Origin of the sequence: Sporocytophaga myxococcoides, assembly GCF_000775915.1 — a bacterium.
Taxonomy (GTDB): domain Bacteria; phylum Bacteroidota; class Bacteroidia; order Cytophagales; family Cytophagaceae; genus Sporocytophaga; species Sporocytophaga myxococcoides_A.
Genome location: NZ_BBLT01000005.1, coordinates 285687 through 307954, shown reverse-complemented (window position 1 = coordinate 307954; position 22268 = coordinate 285687). Strand labels below are relative to the sequence as shown.

Here is a 22268-nt window from a genome sequence, read left to right as displayed (position 1 = left end):
ATTATTTATACTGGAATTGCGTATATGGAATATGTCCTTGAGGTGTCTTATTTTGTTCATGTCCATCAGATTTAATAATTCGTTCTCCATTAACATCAAGAAGACTTCCGTCTCTAGACCATTTTACATTTGGAACTCTACTTGATTCAAAAGGCGAGCTGTAGAGGCCTGGTGAAACTCTTATATGGGTATATTTAGGGTTTGCTGGATCATAAAATTTGATTCCTTCACCAAAATTCTCGGCCTTTGATTCCCAATGGCTAGGAATTTTAAGATCTAGTCTAATCTGGGCTTCATGATTCATATAATTACTATTAAATTTTCCATAGTTATACTTCTGCCTTGGCTGAGCCCATCGTCTATATGCTGGTGATCTTCCTGATCCGAATCCCATCCTTTCATTTTTAGCAATCCAAGCTTGATTCATGGCGCGCCACATTACATCTGCACGTGTTATATCAAAATCTTCATCTGTAGCTTTGTTTGCTGCGTCTCGAGAACTATATTCTACCGCCTCATCGTACTGTTTCATACACTCACAACCTTCATAAAAAAACTCGTCTGTTTGATGGACAACATATACTTTTCGTTGACTTTTTATTGTCTTATACCAAAGGCCAGGAATTCCATTATTTAGAAAACTCCACTCAATATCAACAAGATCCTTTTCGTGTGAAAATGTTAATACAGTTTTGCCATCTTTGTCTTTTGTTCTTATATAGTGGTATTCTTCCAACCCATCTAAATCTATAGCCTGAATTGGCGTATTTCCAGCAAACTGATAAGGCGTATACCATGGATATTCAGGCGCCAAAGGATCCACGCTCAAAAACTTCGCGATCCTAGGATCATAAATCCTGAACCCATAATCATAGATTTGACCTGAATTCCACTCTGTATCCTTTTCCTTCCCATTAAACCCATACCTATACTTACCACCACTCCTTGTATAGTTCCTTCCCGGCATAGGCATACCAAATGCGTAGTAATCTGTAAAGGCTTTTACATCCGTATGCATTTCATTATTGGTGCAGAGATTGTCTCCATTACCACCCTCTGAAGTAAGGTCTTTCCAGATACGCATGTCTGACAATACGGCCCTTACGTTTCCTAAATGGTCTGTCAGCTCGTAACTTCTCTTTCCAATTTCCCTTGCCAGAACAAAGTTGTTGTTGATTGAGGCGCACGACTTATAAACTTTATAAGGCTGCAATGGCAATCCATAGGCACTTGCACCGGAAGACAGCGACTGAGTACCCAGACTCGCAGTTACTGTGGCAAGCGTGGTATTATGGGTAAATGTTACCAGAGATGACTGAGTCGGAGCGCTGGCATAAAGGTTGTTCATATAGAATTTACCATTTACCGCCCTTCTCAGTTCGGTTTCATACCTCTTGTCATAGTAAAAAGAAGGATTTACAGTTTCCCAGTTCGCATAAGTCGAACAGTTGAATCTTTTAAGAATACTCTTGCGACAGTTGCTATTAGGACAGCCCGTTGAATAGTGACAGTTCTCTATCTGACCGGCATCACAAGCCTGCTCAATATAATAAATATAGTTACCATCTTTTGAAAAGTCAAAACTCATGGTTTTGGTTGCATACAGAATTTCACCTTTTGATGTACGCACATTGGTACCGGAAACATACCTGTTTTCCTTGTTCAGAATATAGGAACGGTCATAAGTAACACTCAACCCGTTTGCAGCATTGGCAAGATTGAAGAATTCCATTCTGCTTGCCACATTATTGCTGTAAGCCACTTCCTCACCTGCCATGATATTCAGGGCCAGTTTATCACCAAGTGGAGAAATATGCATTTCACCCAGATCTATCTTGTTGTTTGCTGAAGTGATTTCAGCACATGCCCCATCACAATAGTTGTCCTTAAACTCTTTTACAAGCACCGCTTCTCCTAAACCAGTCTCCAGAATATCGCAGGCATATAAACCAATTCTCTGACTGTTCAGAATAGCTACAAAGAGTTTGTTTCTCTTTTCTCCATAGACATCGTTATATACCGCCAGTGCATATTTGTTTCTGTCTTTATCATACATCAGATTGCCCCCCTTATTGGCAATCTTAATAGGGATATTCTTCTCTGCAGAAGTGATGGCTGGTGTGCCATTGGAGAAAGAAATGGTATTGTAATACAGATTACCATCTTTTCCTGTAACCAGGTAGTAACGATCCACATCGTTAGGAGCTTTCGCAAAAATGGACTTGGTTGAATTGGATGCTTTAATTTCATTCGCAGCATCCAATTCAACAGCTCCTCCGTTGGCAGAGAGATGGTTTACCCGTCTTGGAGAAGCGTATAAGTAATCAGAACTGATAACTCTCTTTGAGATATCCGGACTGCTCCACTTTAATATGACCTTAGAAGTAGCATCCCCATCTACATATCTGATTTCAATATCGTGGTATCCCTGAGAAAGCGCTTTAGACTGAGACCTTTCAAGCGGGTCTCCATATCCCCAATAAGACATTTGTGTCAGTTCTACCCCATCAATATATAACTTGGAAGCGTTAGCTTCCAGGTAGAATGTATACAGAGCATCTTTAGGAATATAGATTTGCCCCGTCCATCTTGTCATGTAGAGTTTCCAGTTGATCACACCTGGTGCCAGAGGAGTCTCCAGGGTGAAAATTCCCGGCATGTATTTCCCAGGATTAGGAGAACCATATACGAGATCAAAGTTTACCTCTTTATCAATTCTGGTTAAGTCTGGAGTACGACTCTGAATAAACGTCTGATCATTTGACGGCAACAGGTAATTATTATAGTATTCAGCTTTCAGACCATGTTCGATTGCTTTTGTATTACATGTTACTGTTGATGGTCTAAAGGCAGTATAGGGCACTATGATTCTTGGGTTTCCACCATACTCCCAACTTAGTTTACAAGTTGCGTCTTCGTTTCCGTCTTTGTAAAAGACTTCAATAGTGTGACTACCAGACGAAAGGTTGCCTGTTGTTTGTTTGTCGTAAATATATTCCGTAGCACCGTTTGGCAGGCTTATGCTTGATGTAGCATTAGTTGCAATTACCACCCCATCTATCTTCAGTATAGGATCTGTGGTATTATCAGTATTAAGTATAAACTTGTAGGCTCCTGTTTGCGGAATCTCAATAAACCCTCTCCAACGTACACTGAAGTTGTCCGAATAGACTCCCAATGCAGCAGGATTATTCTGCCATGTAAAATTAACCTGATTGTCAATTCTTGTTGCAACTGCTTTTCCGACCCCGATAGTATTATTGAAATATTCACCTATCAAACCAGTCTTACTGTACATCAATGTAGTCTCAACAGTAGAGTTGTTTGTTTTAAATTGAGATGCCGGTACAACCTGTTTAGAAATGGTTGACGATTGCCATAATAACTGAATTGAAGCGTTTTTATTGGATGACACTGCATCTGATTCTTTATAAAAAACCTTAATTGCATGGTCACCTGCAGTTAATGTTATCTTTTTGCTTATTTCCTGTGGGAAGGTCCATCCATAATAATCATAATACCATGGATGAATTGTATTATTACTCAGTTGAAGATTTCCATCAATATATAATTCAGCTACTTTATTTGCATTAAGATAAAATGTATATTCTGTCGTTGCTGGAATAGTTATGTAACCAATATACCAAGCTGTAAAATCGTTTTTATTTACCTTGCCATTCGGACCATCAGGTGATTCAGCTCCCCAATTGAAGTTAATGTTTGGTTCTAACCTGGTCAATACAGTTTTGGAAAAAGCCTCTCCAAAAAATCCGTACTGATAATTGGTGTATTCACCAATCAGCCCTGGTATAACATTTGGTGGCACCGTTATCGGACAGTTATATTCTTTAGTCTCTCCTACATAAAACCTTAGCTTTTCATTTCCAGCCTGATCTTCTGCAACAGCCACATTGTGACTTAAATTTAAAGCCTTGTCATCTGTATTAGGATTTACTGTCGGATTCGAAGAACCTGAGAATGTCAATCCGGTTGCACCGCTGGTTCCATTTGAAGGACTTTCTGTTGAAACAATCCAGTGGTTCAGTTCAGTTTTGGCAACAGGTGTATTGCAGATATCCATTACAAAATCAGAAGCACGCACGAGTTTTGCAAACTCAGATCTGTACACTGAACCGGAAACAGTTGCTACACCCGTCTGAATCCCCTGAGCAACCAAAGCATTTGTCATGGCTTCCGGAGAGGTAATCTCAGACAAGGAAGCCGAGCCATTACCAATGATTATCTTACCTTCAACAGTTCTTGCAATATCAATTGCTCCAGTTCCCGGAGAGGCTGTGTAGAACGGGACTCCTGCATTATCAACAGCTGAGTTATTGATGATCTCCACCTTATCAAATAACAGGTTCTTTCCATTCATTGCACTGGAATTCGGATCAAAGTGGATAATCAATTGGTCTACATTATTAGAAAGGGTCCCATTTAAGGTATTCACTGTAAATGTTAAGGTCTGCCATTTTCCCGCATTAGCTGTTTTTGTAACAGCAGAATATTCCCCATATATTCCATTAGGCCATTGATTAGCATTCAGCGTTGCAATATTCTGGGCATTGATCAGAATATTGGTCGGCGGATTTGGATCATAAACCTGAAGACGAATTGTCTTGTTATACATATTCACCTTTTGCGGAAGATTATACTTCACCCAATCATAAAGCTGATCTGTACGTGTATAACTTGCACAATTTGCACTAGGATTTTCGGTTGTTTGCCTTGGATTAGAAACTACAGAAAGTTTTCCTGCACTACCTGCTAACGTTGCAATTCTGCTGTTGTCAAAATCATCTACTAAACTGCTGTTATTGCTGTCATTTACACTTATACGTCCTACATTTGCTGATGCTGAAGAATTATTCGTGGTGAAATACAGATAATTTGAGCTCTGAGAATACTCCACATGAAGCACATTACCAGGAGTTCCAGCAGGAGTGGTATTGGAAGGCACATCATAAATTTTCTGGTTGAATAATTCTCCACTAACAGGATCTAAATCCCAAGTGACAATATCCTGACTCAAAGCTAAAGTAGTGTTCACATATAATGAAAGAGCAAGCTTCTTATTATCAGAAGACGTAACCATTTCACAAAGTGCGCTTATGTTATAATCATCCATCCTTTTAACCTCTGATCTTAGCACTGGTGTCCCTATACCATCAGAAGTGATGTCAAAGCTATAAATCTGAACATCCTTTGAAGCGTCTTTCTGTTTATAGGCATAAATTCTGGTATTGTTATTCGCGTCTGTCAGAACACTCATACCGAAGCCGAATTTATGATTTCCCGGAAGGCTTTGCGCAGCACTGCTTAAAATTTTACCATCCTTAGCATCCACTTCAATATAATTCCATTCTCTCAAGGTAGTACCTGATGGACCTGGAGGGAATATAAAATAGTACTTGTCAGGATCAGTAGGATTCCTCACGAAAAACGGGGTTCCATTATTATTTATTAAAGGAGGAAGATTGACGCCCGCGGGGATCGGTATTCTGTTTTTATTTTTGTCTATCAGAATCCAGCTTGTACCTCCGTTAATGCAATAGGCTCCCAATAATAATTTATTATTTCCGTCCAGGACAATAGCAGGATTACGGTAATCAGCAGATGTTTCAAAATTGGTACTGAGCACTTTCCCTGATGAGGTAAAATCCAGTGTCCTCATACCATTGCTGGTAGTCATAAGCCATTCTGCGCCCTCACTTCCAGAGAGAGAATTGTTGATAACTGAGGTCTCATCCTTGTATCCTGAGTAATTATCCACTTGAAGTTCCGGATTATACTGACCTATTCTTGAGGATCCATAAATGGGTATTTCATCTAATGAATAGTTAGTCTTTGCTGTGTTTTCATCGTAGTTCTTTCCATAAACACCCATAATATTACCGGATGCATCCCTTACATAATACGTAGCCCTTTTAACCTGAGTACCTGTCAGTTCTTTCTTAATAACCCTATTACCCATGGCATCATAGACAAACTGGAGTGTTAAACCTGATTTAACTACAGAATTAACCTTTCCATATGGGTTCCAGGTAATATTGGTGATGCCTTCATTGACGTCTTTAATAAGGTTTCCTCTTAAATCGTATGCGTAGTTATTAAGGTTATTGATTGTAGAAGGTGTTGAATTATAATCAAATGGTGTAGTTCCTTGAATATCACCTTCACTAGTAAAAGTAGCTCCATCATGTACGTGATATAATCTATTTTGCAATAAACCACCAGCTCCTTGATTATAAGAGTATTGGAGGTTATCAATTATTCCCCCCGACATATTACGTCTTATTAAGCTCGTAATATTTCCATTGTAATCATAATTGAATGTTTCTTTATATGAATTGTAGCTTGGAGACGACCAGGATCCGTTGTATCCAGTATAATCACACAAATCTGATTTTTTCAGTCTGTTAAGCTTATCATATCTATAAATATTAAGTGCTGAATACCTCGACAATTGTCCAGAAGTATTAAATCCTTTTCTTGTAGATGAAATAATGTAAGATATATTGCCATTGTACAAACTGTTATTTGCTTTAGTCATAACTGAAGCATAAGGGTCTAAAGAATTTCCTTTACCAATATTTTTTCCGGTCCTGTTATAATCTCCATCATAATAGCCTAATTCCATTGCAAACTCATCACGAAGAAATGTATTAGCACTACCATCACCACCTGGATCTTTGGAAATAGTTAAAAGCTCTGGTTGGTTTATACTTTTAAGATATCCTTCAATTGTGTAAACATAATCTGTTCCCTGAATATTATCATCTCCGATTTCAGTTCTTGCAAGAGGGCCATGCAGGTAATACTTGTAATTTGCCTCTTTTTCCCAAAGCTGATCATCTTTAGAGGTGTATACCTTGGTTATTCTGTTATCCTCGTCATATTCATAGCGATGAATAAATTGCTCAGGTTTTCCTTCCTGATAATAGACTTTGAGTACCTTATTGCTTATCAGATCATATTCATATCTAATGGTCTTTCGTCCTATTTCCGGTAGTTCCTGGATCATCCATTCCACATTACCATGAGGGTCATAACTGAAGTACGTTTTAACCTTATCTTTGGCAACCACACTTATCCGATTTCTCAAATTTTTCTGAGGCATCCCGTTATAGGTAATACCGTTGGCAGGAACAGTATAGGTATTGCTAACTACTTCCTGTTTGGTAACCCCGCTAATACCATTTGGGAAATTACCTGCATTTGTCCAGATCTGATTTATAATCTGCTCATCATATCCAGCTAAAAAGGTTGGGACAAAGCCCGTAATTTCTCCTGTTTCAATAACCCTTCCCAGCTTGTCATATTTAGAATAAGAATATTTGCTATTAACTTTTTGTTGTGGATCCTGACTTAAAATCAATTGCCCTGCTGCATTGTACCAGAATTTTGTAATATTATCGTCATCCGGTGAATAAGGGTTATTATCAGGATCAGGATTACTATCTCCTGCATCCGGGGAAGATTGACTGATGATTTGCTTTAAGCTATTGGTAGTATAGGTTGTAATCAATCTGTGGTAAGGAAGCAACTTGGTATATGGAAGCATTCCCGTCTTTCTATAATCTTTCACATTAGAAATTTCCGTAGCAGACATTAAATCTACACCCTGAGGAGGAACTGTTTTAAAGAGATCTCCGGCCCTGTCATAATAGTATAGAGTATAATGATGGTAAGACAAAGGATAGGTCAGCGTAAGCTTATCTCTGAGATCCGTAAGACAAGCTTTTTTGTAGTTTTCCTTTAACAAAGAAATTTTTGCTTGCAGACATTTATCAAGCTGGTCGCCAACTGTATTTCTGACATATTCCTCTTTTAAAGAATTACAGTCATTAATGATTATGTTAGTTTCATCAGCAGTAATAACCTCATCCGGCTTCACCCATTTCATACAAGCAAGACAGCCACCTTCTGATGGAGCAGGTCTTACCCATTGAGTGTTGGATTGCCCTCCTGTACTTCCAGTCCATCCCCAATAGACATTACTATTTCCTGAAAATAAACTTGCAACAAGATTATTCGCATAGGTAGCTCTCAATACCCCGTCAAAATATACCTTCAGCACATTTGCAGGATTACCGGAAGGTCCAGACCATGTTATTCTCACTCTGTGAGGCAAACAATCCTCTATATTGTCTGAAGTGGAGCTCGCCTGTATAGGTCCTGTAGCTATAGGTCCAAGCATATTTCCATTAACTACTATTGAAATATGATCATAAGCTCTATCACTTGATACAAGTACGTCACTGTGAGAATAATTAGCATTATTATCATAAGTATCAAACTCTATGGCAAGAGAAGGAGTTATCGGAGCTTCATATGGAAAAGTCTGATAATTTCCTGTATTGTGATTATACTCGTTAACGGATTTTTTTTCACCGTATCCTATTCCGTGAAAACTTCCTCCCAATGCATTTGGACCCATATTCTGAAGAACAAAAGCAATACCATCAGCCCCCTTTTCATCCTTGCAACCCAAAAAAACTTCAAACTCCATATCAAACGGCTGGTTTAAATTTTTCTTTGTCGTACTCCAGGCCGCACCAGCGTGATTATCATATGGCAGATAATCACCGGTTAGTTTTATTTTGTTCTGATGTAATTCTGCGGAACCGGCAAAAGTAAAGTTTGAAGATGAAATGCCAGGATAGTTTTTACCTACAGGAATATATCCATACGGACAATTAGATTTCTGAGTAACAGATTTTAAATCGCAGGTATTTTTAACGTAAGAAGAAAATGGAAGAATATAGCTTTGAGCGATCAGATTATACATATCTCCAGGTCTTTGCATCCCCGGTGTGGATAAATTACCGTAATTATCATGAAAAGCCGTTGATGGCATAGTACCGCCAACCTCAATTATAGCCCCTACCTGATCTCCTTTTATTAAACCTACAGGTGCTTTAAGGATAATTCTGTTATATGCTGCCAGATACTCTGCCTGATAATGATGCCCTGCTGCTTTGTTAATTTGATTAACAATTGCATTATGAAGGTTATGGTAACCTCCGGGATATCCTAAATATTCAGGCTTCCAGTATAAAGGTTCATCAAATAAATATATCTGTTGGTTAGTTGCCGGATTCTTTAACTGCAGCCACAGATAATCTTTTTCTGTTAAAGAAGATCCGGCCGCTCCAACCGCATATTCGAAGAACAAAGCTCCTGAATAATCATTTAAAGTACAATTATAAAAATGAATAACATTACTGGAAGCATTGAGTCCTCCGTTTTTAATTGCATTTTTTAAATCCGGTCCAAGGTTTATATGCAGGAGTCCAGCATCGTCAAAATATGCTTTTAAGAGATCTTTTTCTATATCTACTATTGAAGAAGCATTAAATACAGGACCAGTAATAGAATTATCAAACCGAAGAGCAAAACCGGCAATTGATGCATCATACGATTGTCCACTTTTCGGACATAAGAATGTAATATTAATTTCCATTAACTGATCATTCCATTTATCCTGAGTATTTTCAGAGCCATCTGTAGCACAGGCACCTGAAGGACAGGACTGAGTCCATACTGTATGTACAACTGCCGTAAATGCCTTGTCCTTAAATTGAGGTTGATTATTTCCATCAACACCATCAGGGATGTGCATGGCAAAATCTCTCACCTGCTGATTTACATAATACTTCGTAGAAGGATAAGAATTCACTCCCCAGTTAGGACTAACATTGTATGATCCAAAAGTTCTGTTATAATAACTTCCCGTTACCTCCCTATAATTTACCCCTCTGTTAAGAGCTTGTGAAATAAACTGAGAAATATCCTTTTGCACTTCCTTTACATCACCAGCCTGAATGTAACCATTTGCAGCATCTGATTTATATGGAGCAAATTTTGCGCTTTGTTGCATGGCTTGCTCAAGAGCAACCTTATCCTGATCCAATTTATCATAATAAGCCTTGTTGCTCAGATTTTTAACATAGTCGTTAAACTTCTGCATATTGGCAGCATAATTAGGATCACTTGCCTCTGTTTTTGCAAGAGCTATCAGTGATTGATCTACAAAATAAGACTCCGGATTGCACTGAGATTTACATTGAGCCACCATGTAATCAATAACACAACTTTTAGGTGTTAAAGGAAACAAGTACTCATAGGTCTGCCATTCCTCCTCATCTACAGAATATTTTCCATATTGGGCATTTAAATCGATTATATAGGAATCAATTGCAGTCTCAAACATCCCTCTCTTCTTATCGCAGATATTATTGCATTCGCCAATAAGTTTTGTCTGGATCTGGTTAATTCTGTTCTGAATATCTGACGATGACAGATTTTGCGCATTGCCCTGATCAGTTATTGATAACATACTGCGGCAAGTGGCTGCAGATGCCTGAGCCACTGTATAATTGTACATTGGCAGATAACCTGAAGAATTCGGATCTTTTATGAAATAGCTATTTAATGCTATTTGATTCTTTTCTACCAGGCCTCTTTCATCTGGTAAAGTATAGGTATAAGAAGAACATGGAATTTCAATATTTAAAATAGAGCTGGTGGAAACTGCTGCCCCACTGCACTTGTTATATACATTGATATTGGTATAATTGGCGCATGGATCTGCAGACCCTGGCTGATATACAGAGGTCAACCCAAGAACCTGCGAGGTTACTCCCGGTCCCTGCCATGTCAGTTTAATTGAGCCGGTATAAGTCATGTTGCAGTACTCTATTTTCAGGTTGTGAAATCCCTGACTTAATGTTATAGTCTGAGATCTTGATGCTGCCCCGGAGGGCGCATTTTCCCAATAGTCAAGAGTTGATAAATTTTTCCCATCAATATATACCCTCATGGCATCATCAGCATTAGCCGTAAATGTGTAGGATCCGTTTCCCGGAACAAGAAGCTGCCCTTCCCATACCATTCCCCAGTTTGCTGTACCAACTATATTAGATGGTGCACCAGAAGGTACATAATTTTCTGCAAAAGTAGTAGTTTGAAATTTTGCACCACCGGATGTAAACTTATCTATATCTACATAAACAGGAGTAAGTGTGGAAAAACTTGCAGGTTTTCCGCCTATATTCTGATAAAAAGATCTCTTTAAGCCATTAAGCGGAATAGTATAATTCAGACATGTAAAAGCTTCTTTCAAATAATCGTAATCAAAAGTATATCCCTGGACCGGATTAGTCAGTGCAAAACCATCAGCTCCTATAGTATATAATGGCCCTTGCCCATTATTCATTGCGGCTAGGTTTGACATAAAAATGCTTCCTGTCTTTGAAAAACAATCCATGATATCTTTACATGTCAAACCTTTTGTCAACATATCGCTCACAAATGCCCTGATTTTTGTAAGGTCAGGTGCTCCGGAAGTAAAATACTGATTGCTCAACAGATTAGCGCCAGCATATTGAAGTCTCGATTTATACGTACTACCTCCTGTCACTTTACCTTCGGGTCCGACAATACTAAGATTGTCAAACCAGACAGTATTACTACCTGAAGCATTAAATAGTCTCACTTTTAATGTTGCAGTAGAAGGATTTGCAAAACTGCTCAGATCTATTACAATAGGGCTATTAAGCTTAATCTGACTCCAGGTATTCAGAGAACTTGTGGTAACAGGAATACCAGTGGTGTTGCCATCATTTGTAAATGTTTTTACTTTAGTTGCACCGTCAAATAATTCAATGATAAGGTTGGCAGTCGGTAAAGCTCCTGTATAATATGCAAATACACTGGCTGTATATATATCACCATGCTTTACAGGTATCCCTGTAATCGTAGGTCCTGCCATACCTCCAGTAAGTTTTGCGGATCGCTTCCCACTATAAGCTACTGTTAAATCCCTTGTATTGGAAATATTAGTAAACAATGGATAAGTTGTTCCATTCTCCAAAAGATCCGGAGTTTCCAATGTCGCTACAAAACTGCTCAGTGTAATTGCCTGTTCCTTATTAACATATTCAGCGATGAGGTCGGCTATTTTGTTTACATTATCCGGATTACAATAGTCTGTGTAAAAATCTTCATCGCAACTCCATTTGCTTAGATCTACTGAGATAGGCCCACAACAATTTGAGGAAGCAGTCCAATCCTCTCTTTTTTTCTTCAGGTCAGATATTCTTTGATCCAGGAAAGTCTCTTTATTGGTATTAGCAACTGCAGAATTAACATTATTAGCATAGACTCTTTTTTCAACAGTGTAAGAACCCTCTGGCAAAGTAATTTTCTTTGTTGTTTTAAAATTTGAAAAGTTTCCATGTACCGTCGTTTGTCCGGCACAGGTCAAATTAATTTCATTAGCAGGAATATTTGTCAGTATAATCGACCTAGAGCTGGAACATGAATTAGCTATCTGGTCAGGAAACTGATTGAATGATATCAGCACATTCTTAGCAGGGTCCTGAGGGTATTGGGTATTTTTAATTTCAATTTCTACTTTATAATCACATTCCCAGCAGATATCATCACACCCCAGTCCAAACTTTTTTACATCAATTTCATAATCCAAAATAATCTCCTGAGTAGGGACATCAATCGCAATACTTGTTGCCTGCCTGGAGACATTATCTGAATAGCTCTTACTTTTATCAAGAGTATGTGTAACTGTTACACTGCTTTCATTACCGATGTCATCAAGATTAGGTGTAGCAGATGAATTACTTAAACAGGTAGCCAACACCTTTCCATTCTGTCCAATATACTGAACAGAGTTAACCTTATTTGGATCAGATGTTATAACTTTATAAACAGTAGTATCAATCGGAGCTTCATTCCCAAATACACGGATTAATTCTTCAGGCGCTACTGCACTGTAGTAGGTTTTGATATTTCGGCTATCAACTCCATCTTTTAAGCGCATTTCCGGTCCTGGTGCACTTTGTTTATAAATTCTTCCAGTTGCATCTCTGTAGAACAAATCCCTTAAAAACGGATAACCTCCTGCACTCGGGACATATCCTCCCATAAATCCGGTGGTATTTACGTCGGAATAATAGGAGTTAGGAGTACCCACTCCCGTTGAAAGAGCAGATGGACTGTATATTTTTACGTCATCGTCAAAATCGGCAGCTGAATAATCTTTATTGCTGGAATTATAAAAGAAATTATTTTTATACCCAAGAAAAGAATTATTAACAGGAGCCGGCAAAGATTTTAAAGCTGGACGTCCGGAATAATCATAAACATTCTGAACCCCGATTACCTGATTGGTAGAAAACAATTTTGTTTGCTGCTGCTTTACCTGACGCAAACCATTGGCAAATACCATACTTTCTGACTGGCGTCCTCCTTCTGTCAAGACCTTAGAGTAAGACCAGTTGATGAGGTCATTGAACTGAGTATAGTAGAAATAATAGCCATTGATAGAATTTGCAGTATTAAGATTGTTTTGCTTGGAAGCTGAATAGGTCGTTCCTGAAATAGAATAAAGGCCAGAGACAGAAGGCGCATTCGTCCATGTTCCGTAATTCCTGAAATCAGCCCTGCCACCAGGATAATAATTTCCAATAGGTCTGACTCTCCAAAAATAATAACCTGTTCCTTCTGCCAGCACCATTGGATAATTAAAGACTGTCAACCCTGAACCATTAGTTGTTTTAGAAATAGCATCTGAAACTATTTCAATTGAAGAGGCTTTGTTCCAATCCAATGTAATGGCACCTGTTTGATCAGGCTCCACCTTTAATATTTCAAGATCAAACTCTTTAAAATATTGTTTAGGTGACTGAAGTGTCCAGCTGAAAGTTGCACCAATGACTTCAGAACTTGTTGTGTTTACAATTTTAGCTGCATTTAAATTTGACGGAATGATTTCAGCGTAAGAATATTTAGATTGAGTATTATAAGATACCTGATCGTCCTGATCGATGACAATTCTCGGCTTAATATTAGTTGGAGAAGCCAGACTGACCAGAGAACCTGTAAAAGTTACTGTACTCATTAAAAATTTTGTAACCTTTCCTTCCAGAGCGGTATAATCAAGAAAATAGGTTTTCTCTGGCGCTTTTTCATCTGTAATCAATTCAATAGAATACGTCTTCAGGGTATTATTTGAAGCATCCTGAGCAGTAATGGTAAAACTTAATTTTGCATCCCAGGCTTTGGCATAATCCACGCTACCCAATTGATAAAGATCACCGAGATCAGATTTGATCTTCAGATGTCTTTTGTCGACACTAAGCACCTGATCGGCATCTTTATATGTATTAATTGAAAATATACGCGCAACCCCGAAGGATTGACTCTGAACTGTTAGCGGAAATACAGTTTGTGCCTGGGTGTAATAAGCTGTCAGTAAAAATAAGCTCAGACTTATTAAAAAATTCCTAATCATATCTTTCAACAATAAACTTCTAACAAAAAACTTTCAATTATTTAACTAACCTGAAATCTCTAATGGTATAACCTTCAAATTCCTTTCTTAAAGCTCCGTTCAGGTATACTTTGCTTAAGACCGTTCCTTCCATCACCTTAGGATCCAGATCGTTGCTCACCACTTTATATTCATATACTTCGGTGCTATTTGAATTTCTGGCCATCATCTCTGTCTTCTTTACAGAATGATCTTTCGGGTCAAAATAGATATTCATTTGCTCCAAAGGCATTGGTTTCCTGTTTGCCGTCTCAGGATAAACAATGGTAATAATGCCTAAGCCATTCACCGACTTGCATTGGATGGATTTTGCAAACCTCTTCAGACTGTCAATGTATTCACCAGGAGAAAGTTTACTTATATCGCCCGCAAGGTTTCCATTAGCTTCCTTCAGATTTTTTATAAAGAGCAACTTTGAAGACTTTAAAATAGTAACCTGAGTCTGTGCATCCTGATATAAAGTCATATATGCATTGGATATCTTTATTTTGCCTTTGTAAACCCATACTTCATTTTCAAGCTTTTCCCCCTGCTCATTATCCTGAATATTGTAGCTTGTATATTTAACATAGATTTTATCCTTACTATAGGTTTTCTTAAAGAAAGAAATTATATGCTCCAGATCGTTGTCGCAATTTGTTATAAAAGCTGTACTTACCATAAATACAAGCATTGCAGCGACAGAAATGATTATCCTGAATGTTTTCATATTATCTGAGCACTCCTTTTTCGTTATACTGCGTTTCTGAAATGGTCTTTAAACCTCTGATTGTTTCTTTGAGTTTTCTCACGAGGACTCCTTCTGCATTATACTCAAATACCAAAGCAAAGTGCTGGTCATCAAAGGTGGCAAGCAGTCGTTGCGCTTTATCATAAACATAACAAACCATCTCGGACTGCATAGGCTGAACCCTTATATCATCCAGATAAATGTCTCCCTGGACATATTCATTTTTCGGGTCGGAGATTCTGATATACACAGGGAATCGATTGCCTGTAAGCCCCAGATTCGAGCTGATGATCTGGCTGGCCGAAATTAAACCTTCATAAAGCTCCCACTCCCCGCTTCCCGAAACTTTGCTCATGGTTACAGAGTTATTGCTTCCGTAAACAACCGTTACTTTCCCATCAAGAAGAGGTTTGCTTTTGTTTGGCTTGATCCAGGCCCTCACTAATACACCTTCACTGGAAACCTGACCCTCCTTTTCAATATCAGCGATTTTAAAGCTTGCATTTGGCTTGAGCGATATGGATTTCGAACCTGTATGGCTTACGGTGGCGCTGGTCGTTCCTGCTGATGAAGTATAGGTCAGGCCATTCTCAAAATAAGAACCGTATAAGTTTTCAAAACTTTCGAAGGCAACATTTCCTTTTTTAGCATTTTGCGCTACAAGAACCGGTAAAGTATTGTTATAGCCAAATTTGGAAGCACTGTATATATTGAGAATATTTTTATCCTCCAATGGTGAACCATTTGGAGAATAAGATGTAATAGTTGAAGTCTTCACCCACTTATTGGGGTCGTTTACACTACTATTAGCCCAGTTAAACATTACAAGATCAAATCGCCCCTTATTAAAATTGGCATACTCATAATACCCATCCTTGTTTTTTCTATAAACATGCGCATCTTGTACCCTCCATTTTCCTTTCAAAGCAGCTTCATAAGAATTTAAAGTCAAAGTTGAACTTGGTTTTGGATAATCTGATGCATTGTAAGACCAGTCATCTGAGTAGGTAGAAACAGACGCTTCTACTACATTAGTTGTTTCTTGTGGTTTAGGTAATTTAGGACATACTTTAAGACAGTTAACATTTTGAGGGCATCCAACCCCATCAGAATACTGGATATAGCCTAATTTTTCGTTGTAACTGAAAGTGCCAACGGCACCACTCGACCTCACCAGCGGGGAAGAACATTTGGCAGGTATAATAATTGGTACTTGCTCCTCAGTATAGAAACGCAGGCAAAACTTCTTAGTTTCTACTTCTTTGTTTTGTATTAATTTATTATAACATAAGTACCCCTCGTCATCCTGAGAAAAGTATCCAATTATTTCTGTATGTGGAGTAGTTAAAAGTCTATAAAGTGTATTGCGGTAGTCATATTTATATGCCCGATACAACTGTTCAACCTGTAATCCGTGATAAACATCCGCAGCAGTCCTAAGTCCAAATAATCCATAAATATGATCGTAAGGTTTAGGAGTTCCGGTAGTATTAAGTTCAACATCCGGAGTTGGTATCAAATGAGAATATATTGATACATTACCTGTTTTGCATGTAATCCGTAATATTGAATTAGCAAAGTCTTGAGCCGTCGAACCCGCGAAAGCCCCTGCAAAGTCTCCCAGATAAAATAAATTATTGAAGGTAATAGATGAGGAACTTCCATTAATATTACTATAGACCTTGTCATTGTATAAATCATAAATACCCTGAAACGGTAGTGGAGCCTTTGGTCTTTCATAAAAACGGTAATAGTTACCACCTAATAAATTATTTCTTTGTGCTTGGTATGGATATGAATTAGCAATCTTATATCCCCAAATAAGATTTAAAAAATCATTCAAGTCTTTAACTAATTGATGAGGATTTTTATTTGAATTGGGAATTTTTACAACAGTCTTAGTTCCATCTTGATGTGCTTTACCAATTTCTACTTTTACACTTCCAGCTTCTTTTGTTATATAAAGATCATCTGGTAATTCATTTGCTTTAATGCATCCACCTGTTACCGGATCTTTTAACATTAACGTTGAAGGAAGAGTGCTTTTAGTGATGGTTGCTGGAGAACTACCTGAAGTCAACGCATTATTTAGTTTCGTCAGAAGACTATCGATATCTGCATCCTTAGCCGGAGGATTCATGGTAAACGGGTTTGTCATATCATGAAATCTTATATGACCTGACTTACTGCTTAGCTGATTTGTGTAACCGCTTTTAATTACATCAATATTAACAGGATCATTATTATTTAAAGTACCTGTATTTAATGCAGATTTAGCTATTACCAATCTGTTATTTTCATAATCCAGGTCGCTGACATGATATAATGCTATTGTATTCGATTTGGTTATTTCCAAAAAGTCTCCGCGAACAAAATTATCAATAGAAGCACAACCTGCAGCTGCACCAAGATTCATCGATAAGTAATCTATATCACTTCCGGTTGCCGGATCTTTATCTGTTCCTTTGACAAATATTCCCGTCAGTTTCAGGCGCTCATTCGTTGAAACCGGTCTCATGTTTTTATAATTCCAGGATGCCTTTATATCCTGATCAAGATAGGCATAATTAAAATCATCATAAGACTTCGTCACCACAGGAACACCTGTAAATTTATCCAGTACCATATTTTCCGTAACATGCCTCACTCCATCCGCTATATTAGTTACTCTTTTAACAATGGCAGGATATCTGATAATCTTAGAAACCACATGTGTATGTAGAATCTGTTCGTTTACATATGCATTGAATGAAAACGCAGTGGAAATTGGTAATGGAGTAGTAACAGGCGGATAAGGAAGAATATATACACCGAAAGAAACGTCTACTCCGATATCACCACCAAGCATAATATCCGCAACAGTTCTTCCTTCCCCTAAAATTTCAGATTCTTTTCCTAAATATCCGGATTCTATTGCCATACTTTCATCCATCATTTTTACCTGTTCTCCCGGAAGATAGTATTCATAAATTTCTTCTGCTACGGGAGCTGCCTGATCTGTTTCATATTTACCATATTTAGCAACTCTTTTCACCTGCCCATGCATCTCATTAATAAGAAAAAGATATCCTTGAGACATATAAGGATTATGCCTGCTATAACCACCGCCCACACTATTGCCTCCGGAAGATCCGGAGGCACTGATGCCCAGCTTTGTTTTATTCAATTGCTCCAGAGTAGTATAATCCGCTTTAAACGGAAAATCTTTGCAGGTATAAAATTCATGGACTTCATATCCGGTAGAAGTGAGTCCCTGATGAATGTTTTTAATAGTTACTTTAGAATAGCCTATAGATGCTGACGGAAGCAAGCCTTCTCCGAGAGGACCTTCCTGAGAATACATATCCCTTCCATAAAGTAATGCTTCCATCTTTGTCTGTTCATCTTTAGGCAAAGGATTTACAAGCGGACTCTCTCTTCTTCCCGCTGCAGGTTCGTTGGTGGCAACACCAGAACTTATTACTTTTCCGCTTTCATCTTTAGTGGTATATATATATTCATTTCCATATACAGAAGGTTCTGTGCTTACATTAGAGTCATAATCATACATCAACAGCCTTTTAACCCTTACACCACCTCCCAGTTTTTTATAAGGACTCTGTAAACGAACAAAGGACATTTCCGGATCCATCTGAGCGCAGATATCCGTTTCGACAGATTGCTCCGCAATTTGCTGCATTAAATCAATGAATCCATAAATCTTATCCGCGATACTGGACTCGTCTTCCATTGCAGACTTCCCTCCGTCTACTTTACCCCTGCGCTGTGATTTATAAAAGTCTTTGCAGACTTTCTGAGGCAGCTCTCTCTTGCTATTGGTATTACCATAATCGACCTGTTCGTAAAAGGCATCTGTTCCGGTTGGATTGATTCCTTTCTCTTTAAATGTGAAAAAAGCTTTCCCATTATCAATTCCATATCCCATGATTCTGGCATATCCTTCTATATATTCAGAATTGGTTGTATTGATATCAGGCACTCCCCTTCCTATAAGCTTATATAATATATTGAAAAATAACCGCTCTGACTTTACCGGAGCAAAGAGTTCATGTACAAGAGCCTTTTTGTCATCTGAGCCAAAAGCGCCAAGATTTATTCCCACTTTGGCAAGGTCCAGATAATACTTTTTCCCATTATCCCCCTCGCTTGTGTTAGGTGTAGCAGCATCAAGGGGTATCATAATCATTGCCCTTTTATCCTGGACATATTGATAGTCATTCTGCTCATATTGTACGTGTATCTCGCCTCCACTAGGTAGTATAATTCTCTTGAGACACCAGGCTGCAGGGTCAAAACTTGTGGATGGTTTCTGGTCTACAAATGGAAAAAATCTTGCTAGTGTTCCATATCTGGAATCCATATCCGAATAATTTCTGTAATTCCCCCAACGATCAGAGTTTAAAACATTGTAATTAGGATTTTCTATAAGGCTGGAATTACCTCCATAATTATCATAAAAGGTGGAATACTTACCGGTATAATTTACCTCATTGCTTTTAGGATATTGGTATTTAAAAACATAAGGACTGATTTTACTTGTCAATTTGCCTTCATATTCAAACCAGAGCTTTTCCAAGGTAAGTTTACCTCCTGAATTTTCAGTATTTTTAAGACCTTGACACAACTGATAACTATAATGAAAACGTACTGTCTTAATGGAGACAGCTCCTGATTTAGGCTCCCAGATTCCGGTAGATTTTCCTGAATTATCTTTTATCTCATTACAATCACTAATTGCATACAGGTCAATTCTTGATAAACACTTCTGTTTGATAGTTGATGCTGAAGTGCTTGAACCTTTCAATATATCATTGTAAGGATCTGAAAGATTACCTGCTAGTTTCGGGCTTATTGCATCCTTTCTGTCTTCCAGTGTAAAAACAGCGACGTGCGTTTTAGAGCAAATGGATCTCAAATAATAAAGCTCTTTTTCTCCATACTCATACCCCCCCATATTGTCATTCTTTTCAGATAAAGATCCATAATCATAGCTTACTCCGGAATGTGGTGTACGATATGGGTACCAGATATCCGTATTTTCGTTTCCTCCGGCAACTCTTACATAATTGAATTTTGAATAGGAGCCAAAATCATCTGTCGTAGGGCCGTCATAGTTTCTGTCCACATAGTCAGGACTGGTAATCTGAGTAAGCAGATATTGAGTAGCATAAGTTGCTGATGATTCATAGCCAAGTCTTCTTTTTGCATTGGCATGAACATTGGAACTCGTCACTTGAGCAATTAATCCATTTTCATTCAAATCATCTACATCAATTTCAGAAGGGAGAAGACTGTAATTCATACTCTTCTCATTTCTTGTATGTAATGGTAAGCCATAAACATATCTGACACCATCCGCATTATAAGTGGCAAACTCAGCTATCCCATCCTGATTATACCTGCTTGTATTTGCATGATAATCCACCAGGCTACTTGTATTATAAGTATTTGTGGGACTAGCTTTCAGAATTTTCAGATTCCTTTCATAAACTTTATACCTGATATTATTCTTTCCTAAAGCGTTAAAGTCTCTGAAAGTATGTTGGGAGATATAAGAGCTTCTTCCGATTCTTTCATCAAGTTTTACCTGGCCCTTGTAATCTCCATAATCCAGGTAGGCCTCAAGACCTTGCCTAATCAGTTTAGGACTATATTTATCATCATTATATTTGAACCCAATATCAGTTGGCTTTTCTTTATATTTTGTAAAATCTACACTTCCTCCCATATCACTCGAAAACCTGAAAAAGAAATTCTCATCAGATTCAGCAAAATCATTCACGCCATTGAAAGTTTTACCCCCATTGGCACTCCAGTCTCCCACTGATAATGATTGGTAGTCCATACCAAGATTAGCACCTGCTGTATATTCAAGGTTGTATGGAGGAGAAGGGATAACAGGCAAACTAAAATCGCCTCCTGTATTAATAGAAAATGTTTCACTCTTTACAAAGTTTTTTCTATAATGCCCAAATTCTGCTCTGAATGGTCTGAACGTACCACCTAAAGCTTCGCCGGTTACACTGTATATATCATTATTAGGTAAAGGTATAGAGAGAAATTTATCCCTTTTCTCGAACATTTTTTCATTCTCTGTTGAATAATCCATCATGGATGTATTATTAGCCAATGCATCCTCAGAATGAAGATATCCATAAACCTGGTTAGTTGTAAAATCAACATTCTTCTGCTCCACATAGCTTCCATGCACATCAAAATTAGGATCAACATGAGCCGGTAACATATTAAGGCCAAGTTCTGCTTTTAGCCTGACAGCTAGACCTTGATAAGGCGTAACAGTTGTTGGAAAACTCACAGGGGGTGAATACATAAATCCATGACCACTTCCACCTCCAGAATTTCCAGCGCCAAATCCTATGTGAGGTGAATTACGATTTTTCTCAATTTTAGCTAAAGACGCTTTTATATTATTACTTGCTTCCTTTATTGGGTCGTATTTCACCTCTTCTGGTTTTTCTGCTTCCGCTTTTGCATCTTGCGGAGTAGATTCAGTAGTAGGTTTATCCTTTACACCGTTCAACTTCCTGTTGAGATATCTGGACAATAATGCTCCTGGGTTGATTTCAGGGCTAAAACCAAACCTTCCCTGAGAATAATTAAAGTTAAGACTGGCAAGACCGCCAAGCCCATTAACTCCACCTGTAATTGCTGTACCAAAACCATTGTAATTATTATATCTTGCAGACATACCCAGGCTTATACCTAATGTAGCAAAAATATTTTTACCTGTAATTTCAAAACCTGCCCCACTTCCAGCTGTAACTGTCCAGTTTTTAGGCATTTTAGAATGATAGGTTACCTGATTGTTATTGAATTCATCAGGAAAACCTCTTTTTACACGGTTTATAGCCCCCGGATTTAATGTCCATCCAAGGCCAACCCAGCTTGCCTGAGCTTCATTGTTGACGTCGTTGCTATGATATGATAGCGTAATCGGATATCCATTCGGAACCTCTAAGACAGGAATATTATAAGTAAAACCTCCGTCAAAAGTACTTACCATATTTGTTGTAGCTACTGGCTCAAATGACCTGTACTCCGGCATATTGTTATTACCTGTAATAGCATAACTAACCATTGGAAAAAATAGCTGATTTAAAAATAGCAGCGTAAAAAGGACCCCAAGAGGTCTTTTATAACGTCTTATAATTTTCATTT

The 22268-nt window shown here is 38.1% G+C and carries 3 protein-coding genes; all 3 read right to left on the bottom strand.

What is annotated here, in order from left to right:
• Window position 1: 1 nt before the first annotated feature.
• The 3 genes from MYP_RS13855 to MYP_RS13845 are packed head-to-tail and all read right to left on the bottom strand — an operon-like array spanning window position 2 to window position 22266.
• A complete protein-coding gene (locus tag MYP_RS13855) occupies window positions 2-14320 on the bottom strand; it encodes a PA14 domain-containing protein (RefSeq protein ID WP_045464425.1) in 14319 nt (4772 codons plus the stop codon).
• Window positions 14321-14357: 37 nt separating this feature from the next.
• On the bottom strand, window positions 14358-15068 hold the full coding sequence (locus MYP_RS13850) for a hypothetical protein (RefSeq protein WP_045464423.1): 711 nt from the start codon (window positions 15066-15068) through the stop codon (window positions 14358-14360).
• Between the two features lies 1 nt (window position 15069).
• On the bottom strand, window positions 15070-22266 hold the full coding sequence (locus tag MYP_RS13845) for a hypothetical protein (RefSeq protein ID WP_156140597.1): 7197 nt from the start codon (window positions 22264-22266) through the stop codon (window positions 15070-15072).
• Between the last annotated feature and the right edge of the window lie 2 nt (window positions 22267-22268).

Excerpts from the sequence above, each read along its gene's own strand:
- MYP_RS13845 (WP_156140597.1), bottom strand. The coding sequence starts at position 22,266 with ATGAAAATTATAAGACGTTATAAAAGACCTCTTGGGGTCCTTTTTACG.
- MYP_RS13850 (WP_045464423.1), bottom strand. The coding sequence starts at position 15,068 with ATGAAAACATTCAGGATAATCATTTCTGTCGCTGCAATGCTTGTATTT.
- MYP_RS13855 (WP_045464425.1), bottom strand. The coding sequence starts at position 14,320 with ATGATTAGGAATTTTTTAATAAGTCTGAGCTTATTTTTACTGACAGCT.